The organism is Streptomyces triticisoli (assembly GCF_003270085.1).
Taxonomy (GTDB): Bacteria; Actinomycetota; Actinomycetes; order Streptomycetales; family Streptomycetaceae; genus Streptomyces; species Streptomyces triticisoli.
The window spans coordinates 1-6,987 of sequence record NZ_QFDQ01000126.1; the positions used below are offsets into that span (position 1 = coordinate 1).

The following is a 6,987-nucleotide window of genomic DNA, read 5'->3' on the forward strand; positions in this document are numbered from 1 at the left end:
GCCCCCGACCAGGTCACCTGGTCGGGGGCCGGCCGTCGGCGCGGAAGCCGTGAACCCCGAAGAGGGCCGTTCGGCCACCCAGAAGGGGAACGACGGCCCAGTCCGCCGCAGCCCCCGCAGGTCCATCCTGGAATGCCGGACAACCTCGGTCGAGGGAAGTGATCGGCATGATGTGGTACGACGGCGGATGGGGCTGGGGTGGCTGGTTCGTCATGGCGGTGTTCATGGTGGTGTTCTGGGCCCTGGTGATCGCCGGAATCGTCGCGCTCGTGCGCTACCTCACCGGTACCCCGCGCCACCAGCGCTCCGGCTCGCCTTCCGCCACCGGCGAGCCCGGACGGGAGAGCCGACGAGCCGAGGACCTGCTCGCCGAGCGGTTCGCCCGCGGCGAGATCGACGACGACGAGTACAAACGCCGGCTCACGCTGCTGCGGGAGCACCACCGGTGACCGCGAACCGCCGCCCGGGGACGTGGCTGGTCGTAGCCGTGGCAGCCGCCGCCCTGGTGCTGGGCATCGCCACGACGGCGATCCTCGCCGCCACCGGCGCCCTGCGCGGCACGGCACCCGCACCCGGGCACAGGGCACAGGGCACGCGGTGCGGTGCGCCCGCGCTCGCAGGCCACGTGGTGGACGTGACCGTCGGCGACATGGGACACATGTGGGGCGGTCCGGGCGGACCGACCCCGGCGGACGGCCGTCCGGGTCGGCACGGGATGGGCATGATGCGCCTGGTGTCCCACCCGGCGACGGTCCAGGCCGGGAAGGTCACCCTACGGGTGTTCAACGCGGGAACCCTCACCCACGAGGTGGTGGTGCTGCCGCTGCCGACGGGCCGGGCGGCAGGAGAACGTGCCGTCGGCGCCGGCGGCCGGGTCGCCGAGACGGGCAGCCTCGGTGAGGCCTCGCGCAACTGCGGCGCGGGTGCCGGGCACGGCATCACCTCCGGTGCGACCGGTTGGACCACGGTGACGCTGCGGCCCGGCCGCTACGAGCTGTTGTGCAACTATCCGGGCCACTACGCCTCCGGCATGTACAGCGAACTGGACGTCACACGGTGACGGCGCCCCGGCAACGACGGTGGTCGGTCAACGCGCCGACACGGGCGGAGCAGGATTCGAGTCGTTCCCGCCGGAGCTTCCCGCGGCGGGCGGACCGGTGGCTCCGGTCGGTGGTGCGCCGCCGAGCCGAGTGCGCGCAGCGTCGGCCCGAGCGGCCGAAAGCCCGCATCCTCCCGAGCACGATCCGAGACGTGCGGTCGAGGCCTACAGGCGCTCCGACGGCGGTTCACGTCCCGATCCGGTGGCTTTCGCGGCCCTTGTGGGGACGGGAATCCGCCAGGCCACCAGCAGTGCGACCAGGGCCAGTGCGGCCATGCCGGTGACCGAGACGGTCAGCGCCCGCTCCCTGGCCAGCGCGTTGATCCGTACCAGCTCGTCGGCCGCGGTGCCCGTGATGCCTCGTGACAGCGCCTTCGCGCGCAGGGCGGCGTCGGACGCGGCGGTGATCTGCACCTGATGCTCCAGCGTCCGCGTCACCAGCGTCTTCTGAGTGGTGGACAGAACGCCGCTGCCGTTCACCCCGGCCTCGAACGAGTACAGCAGCGAGGTGGTCAGCAGCGCACCGGCGAGTGCCACCCCGAACGCACTTCCCAGATAGCCGGCCGTGCGGGACAGCCCCGTCACATCGCTCACCTCCTCCGGCGGAGGCGCCGACTGGACGAGGTCGGTGGTCGTCGTGGCCATGCCCCGGCCGAGCCCGACGAGGAGGATCCCCGGCGCGAGCGCCGGACCCACGGCCGACACCCCCTGCGTGTGCGGACTGAACAGGAAGCCGATCGCGCCGCAGCCGGCCGCCATGAGGACGAACGCCCCCATCGAGGCGGTGCGGTGGGTCAGTCGCCCCAGCCCGATGCGCCGGGCCGCGGTCGGCACGCGGCTCCCTACCAGGAGTGGCACCACGGGACGCGGACGTGAATGACGACCCGTTCGATGCTTCCTGTGAAGCTCCGCTTCTCGCTGCAAGACGTCGGCAGCGTACGGACCGGAAGACTGCCGTGCACCGCAGAAGAAGGCGCGGCCCGGCCGATGGCACGATTCCGTGCATGACCAGTGCCCAGGAAGTGATCTGCGGTCCGTTCCGGAAGCGCTCCCTGTGGTTCTTCGTCGGACTCGGCGCGGTCGGGGCGGGCGTGGCCGTGACGCGCCTGGCGTACCGGGGCCGGCTGCTGGACGTGTGGCTGATCGTGGGCCTCCTGCTCGCGCTGGTGGGCATCGCCTCGCTCCACTGGGTCACCGCGTGGGTGAGAGGCGACGCGTACGGCCTGCACTACCGGACGCTGCTGCGTCGCCGGAGTGTGCCGTGGAGTGCCGTCGCCGATCTGCGCGTACGGCGGCACGCCCACAGATACGGCACGACCCTTCGCGTCAGTGTGGCGCTGCGCGACGGACGCAAGCAGTTGCTGCCCCTGCTGTACGGCGACTTGTCCCACGACGAGGACTTCAACGCGAAGCTGGACGCGCTCCGCGCGCTGCTCAGCCGTCACGGAGCCCCGGAGTCGAGCCACCTCCCCGTCATCTCGAACAGCACCGCCGGCTACGGGAGCTGGGCCGGGCCGCTGGCCCTGGGCGCGCTGCTGCTCGCGTTCGCGGGCGTGATCGCGGCGGGTGTGCCGAGCGCCGCGTCGGAGGAACGGGCGCGCACCCTGCCGGCCGTGATCGCGCGGACCGAGGCCAACAGGTCCAAGCAGAACAGCTGGCTGTACCTCACCGAGAGCCGGCCGCTGGAGCGGGTCGGGGTTCCGCGAGAGGTGGCCCTGGAGTTCCAGCCCGGCGACAGCGTCGAACTGACCTTCTGGCGCGGTGGGGTGGTGGAGGTCGCCGGAGACCGCTACGTGTGGCGCAGGCACTTCAGCACCGCCGGGGCCCAGGCCGTCGCCGCGGCCGTGATCGCTCTCACCGCGGGTCATCCCGGCGCCCTGGCGCTGCTGCGCCTGCGCGGACGCCGGCTGCCCGACGACGAGGTCCTCCCGTCGGCCCTTCCATTCGCGGCCGCGCTCGCCGGTACGGCCCTGTGGCTGCTGCCGCTCTGCTACCTCCACCCCACGTCCCTGCTCACCTCTCCCACGGCGATCACCTGGGCGGCCGCGGGCTCGTCGGTCACGCTGGGCCTGATGGTCTGGGCCTGGCACGCCACCCGCGTCCGTACGCCCGGGGAAGTCGGAGCGTCCGGAGGGATCGGAGCACCCGGAGCGCCCGGAGGCGCCACCGCGGAGGGGACGGAGGTGTTCCTGCCCGCCCGTTTCCTGGAGGACACCGACTACAACCCGTACGGCTTCGGCACCCACGTCGTCCTCGGTGGCGGCGAGCCCGCGGTGGTCCCGCAGCCCGGCCCGGGCCGGTTCGCGGCGAAACGGATCCCGGTGGAGCGGCTCACCGTCACGGGAGTGCGGCGTGCCCGGGGCGAGGACGGCGACACCGTCTCGCGAAGCTGGCACATCGCCGAACTCGACGACGCGGGCAGGCCGGTCCGCCTCGCGGCCGCCCCGGCCGACCTGACCCGCATCATCCACGAACTGCGCCGTGCGAAAACTCCTGCGTCCCCCGGGCCCGGGGCGTGACCGTCCGCCACCGCACCACGAGGCCGTGAGGCCGTGAGGCCGCACGGAAGGTGCGGCGGCAGGGCCCGGATGGCACACCGAGCAGGCGGTCGAAGTGCCGCCGGTGGCCGGTACCACGCGCGGCCTTCGGCGGCTCGACCCACGCAAACGCGCCAGTGGGGGTGTGGAAGTGGCGCGATCCGGTGTTGCGACCATGCTCCGCAATGCGCAACCTGTCACTGTGGGAGCGCTCCCAGGGGTCCTGGCGCTCCCAGTGCTTTCGCACTCCCCACACCTCGCAGTCCCATGTCCGCATCCCCCCACCGGAAAGAGGGAGACTGTGTTACGTCGTGCAGTTTGTCATGATCATGGCGTTCGTAGGGTCGGGTTCCGTCCGGCCCTCCTGCTGAGCGTGCTCGCCGCACTGCTGATCAGCCTGATCCCCGGGAGCGGCACCGCCGTGGCCCACGGTTCGGTCGTCGATCCGGCGTCCCGCAACTACGGCTGCTGGGAGCGCTGGGGCAGCGACTTCCAGAACCCGGCCATGGCGCAGCAGGACCCCATGTGCTGGCAGGCGTGGCAGGACAACCCCAACGCCATGTGGAACTGGAACGGCCTGTACCGCGACGGCTCCAAGGGCAACTTCCAGGCGGTCATCCCCGACGGCCAGCTGTGCAGCGGAGGCCGGACCGAGAGCGGCCGCTACAGGTCCATGGACGCCGTGGGCGCCTGGAAGACCACGGACGTCTCGGCCAACTTCACCGTGCGGCTGTACGACCAGGCCAGCCATGGCGCGGACTACTTCCTGGTGTACGTCACCCGCCAGGGCTTCAACCCCACGACCCAGCCACTGCGGTGGAGCGACCTGCAACTGGTCGCCCGCACCGGACGGTACGCGCCCAGCCAGAACTACTCGATCAACGTGAACACGTCGGGCCTGAGCGGCCGGCACGTCGTCTACACGATCTGGCAGGCATCGCACATGGACCAGACGTACTTCCTGTGCAGCGACGTGAACTTCCGCTGAACCACCGCTCCCACCGCTCCCACCGGACGCGACGCGTTCCGCACGCGTCGCGTCCGGTGGGAACACCTTGTCCGTCAACAAGGCCCAGGTCTCCACCCTGCGGAGACTTACGCTGTCACGCCGTGCACCGGCTCACGCCCGACCGGGCGGTCCGAGGTGACCGTCGGATCACCTGACGTTTGGGGCCAGTGAGGTCGACCGCACCGTGCGAGGGGGAAATCCGTGGGCACCTACCGGCAGACCGTCGTGGACCTGGACGCCTCAGCGGAGGAGGCGGTTGCCTGGGGCCGGCGTGGCAGGAACTGGTTGGAGGAGGAAGGGGTCATCCGCCCGGTGCCGTGGCAGGACGGTGTGGCGTACCTGGCCGGGCCGCTCTGGCGGGAGGCCGTCGACCTGGCTCCCTGGGACTGGCGTACCCGGATCAAGGAGTTGGAGGAGGAGCCCGGCGACGAGCTGCGGGTCGTCACGGGGCGTACGGTCTTCTTCGCCGGTCAGGGCGACTCCCCTTCCGCGATCTGCCCCCACTGCCGGAGCACCACCTCCGCCTGGTCCGGCGCGGCCATCGACACCTGGTACGCCACGGGCGCGGCCGATCTCGACTGCCCGGCCTGCGCCCACCGCACGCCGCTTCCCGACTGGGAGTGGACCAGCGACTACTTCGCCTTCGCCCACTTGGGCTTCCAGTTCGTCGACTGGCCGCCCCTTCACCCTCACTTCACAGCCGTCTTCGGACGGGTGCTGGGCCACCGCGTCCGAGTGGTCGCGGGGAAGATCTGAGACCAGAGGGCGCCGTGGCGACCGACGAAGGCTGGGGCGCCCGGCGTGCCGTCGGCGGCCCGGGCCTTCGCCGTGCTTCCGGCTGGTGGGGCCGAACGGTTTCGAACTGCCGGCATCTGCTGTGCAAGGGCGGAGGCGGTCGGCAACAGGAGGAGTTTTCGGCCTGCTTCAGCCTGGCGTACGCGCGGGCGGACGGTACGGGGGGCACCCACACGCCGCGGAAGCGGAAGCGGAAGCGGCAGTGGCCCCGGGCCATGCGCCGAGTCTTCCGGTGGGGCCTTCGCCGCGCGGGATCTGAGTACGGGCCTGAGTACACGCACTCATGCTCCGCGCCATGACGCGCGCCACACTGCACGGCATGACTCACCCACTGCCACCGGCCGAGGAGTTGCGGGTCCTCGACGCGGAGTTGTGGCAACTCGACGCCCGACGGGCTCAGTTGCTGGCCCGCCGCGCCCAGCTGATCGGTCTCCTCCAGCCGGCCTTCCCGCCCGCTCCGCCGGTGCCGCGGCGGCCCGAGACCACCGCGCCCCGTGTGCAGAACGTGCTCCTCGTCCTCGGCGGCGTCCTGCTGACCGTCGCCGCGATCGCGTTCACCCTGGTCGGCTGGGGGCACCTGGGGATCGCCGGGCGGTCCGCGGTACTCGCCACGGTGACCGTGGCGGCGCTCGGCGCTCCCGTGCTCCTGCTGAAGCGCGGGCTGCGCTCGACGGCGGAGGCGCTGGCGGGTCTCGGCCTGGCGCTGACGGTGCTCGACGCGTACGCGCTGCACGAGGTCGCGCTGACGGCCACCGACGGCACGGGGTACGCGGCCGTCGCGGCGGCGTTCCTGGCCGGGGGGTGGTGGGGGTACGGCAGGGGACTCGGTTCCCTGCGCATCCCCTTCCCCGCCGCCCTGGCCGCCGCCCAGCTCCCCCTGCTGTTGTGGGCGGTGGCGGCCGACGCGGGTCCGTACGCGATCACGGCCGCGCTGTTGCTGACGGCCGCGTTCGACACGGTCGTCGCGCTCCGGACGTCCGCGAGGTCCCTGCGCATCGCCGCCGCCGTCGGCGCGTACGGGACGGGTGGCTGGGGTGTGGCCGCGGCCGGAGCGCTCTCCTGGCAGGCCGCCGGCCCGAGCGCCGCCGCCCGTGCGGCGGTGCTCCTCGCCCTTGCGGCGGCGATCGCGCTGTACGCCGCATGGCGCGCCCCGCGGCGGGGCCTCGCCACCGGCGCCGCCGTGACCGGCGGGCTGCTCCTGGTCGCGGCGCTCGGCGGCATCCCGCGCGCGTCGCTGCCCGGGGTGTGGACGGTGCCCGGCTATCTGGCCTGCGGGGTCGGGCTGCTGTCGGCCGTCCGCGTTCCGCTCCCGGAACCCGTGCGGCGCGGTGTCGCCCGGACGTCGGCCGCCGTCCAGACCCTGGCGGTGGTGTGGGCACTGCCGCTGGTCGTCGTGGCGCTGCTGGGTCCGGTCGGATGGACGGGACGGGTCTGGTCCGGGGCACCGTCGGACCTGCGCGCCGCGGTGACGGTCTGGGTGCCCTGGCCGGCGGCCGCGACGACCGCGCCGCTGGTGCTCGCGGTCGTCGCGGCGGTCCTGGCCGGGG

General features: G+C 72.8%; 6 protein-coding genes and 1 pseudogene. 6 read left to right on the forward strand and 1 reads right to left on the reverse strand.

Going from position 1 to position 6,987, the window contains the following annotated elements:
• Positions 1-167 precede the first annotated feature (167 nt).
• Together DEP02_RS18540 and DEP02_RS18545 are read left to right on the forward strand one after the other, a co-directional pair.
• Positions 168-449: an SHOCT domain-containing protein gene (locus DEP02_RS18540; RefSeq protein ID WP_112468804.1), complete on the forward strand. Its 282-nt coding sequence runs from the start codon at positions 168-170 to the stop codon at positions 447-449.
• Positions 446-1,060: a sulfocyanin-like copper-binding protein gene (locus tag DEP02_RS18545; RefSeq protein WP_112468795.1), complete on the forward strand. Its 615-nt coding sequence runs from the start codon at positions 446-448 to the stop codon at positions 1,058-1,060. The genes DEP02_RS18540 and DEP02_RS18545 overlap by 4 nt, the downstream gene beginning before the upstream one ends.
• Before the next feature lie 204 nt (positions 1,061-1,264).
• On the opposite strand, the gene DEP02_RS18550 is transcribed toward DEP02_RS18545, so the two are convergent.
• Positions 1,265-1,933: an MFS transporter gene (locus DEP02_RS18550; protein ID WP_112468797.1), complete on the reverse strand. Its 669-nt coding sequence runs from the start codon at positions 1,931-1,933 to the stop codon at positions 1,265-1,267.
• Between the two features lie 170 nt (positions 1,934-2,103).
• On the opposite strand from DEP02_RS18550, the gene DEP02_RS18555 reads away from it, so the two are divergent.
• The 4 genes and pseudogenes from DEP02_RS18555 to DEP02_RS18570 all read left to right on the forward strand — a co-directional run.
• Positions 2,104-3,618 (forward strand): PH domain-containing protein, encoded by a 1,515-nt coding sequence (locus DEP02_RS18555; protein ID WP_112468799.1) that lies wholly within the window; start codon positions 2,104-2,106, stop codon positions 3,616-3,618.
• A 391-nt stretch (positions 3,619-4,009) separates the two neighbouring features.
• On the forward strand, positions 4,010-4,624 hold the full coding sequence (locus DEP02_RS18560) for a lytic polysaccharide monooxygenase auxiliary activity family 9 protein (protein ID WP_198668481.1): 615 nt from the start codon (positions 4,010-4,012) through the stop codon (positions 4,622-4,624).
• 222 nt (positions 4,625-4,846) lie between these two features.
• Positions 4,847-5,401, forward strand: a complete 555-nt coding sequence (locus DEP02_RS18565; RefSeq protein ID WP_112468803.1) for a hypothetical protein — start codon at positions 4,847-4,849, stop codon at positions 5,399-5,401.
• 322 nt (positions 5,402-5,723) lie between these two features.
• Positions 5,724-6,987: pseudogene (locus DEP02_RS18570) on the forward strand (SCO7613 C-terminal domain-containing membrane protein); the annotation flags it as partial.

Coding starts and splice junctions, on each gene's coding strand:
- DEP02_RS18540 (WP_112468804.1), top strand. CDS start 168: ATGATGTGGTACGACGGCGGATGGGGCTGGGGTGGCTGGTTCGTCATG.
- DEP02_RS18555 (WP_112468799.1), top strand. CDS start 2,104: ATGACCAGTGCCCAGGAAGTGATCTGCGGTCCGTTCCGGAAGCGCTCC.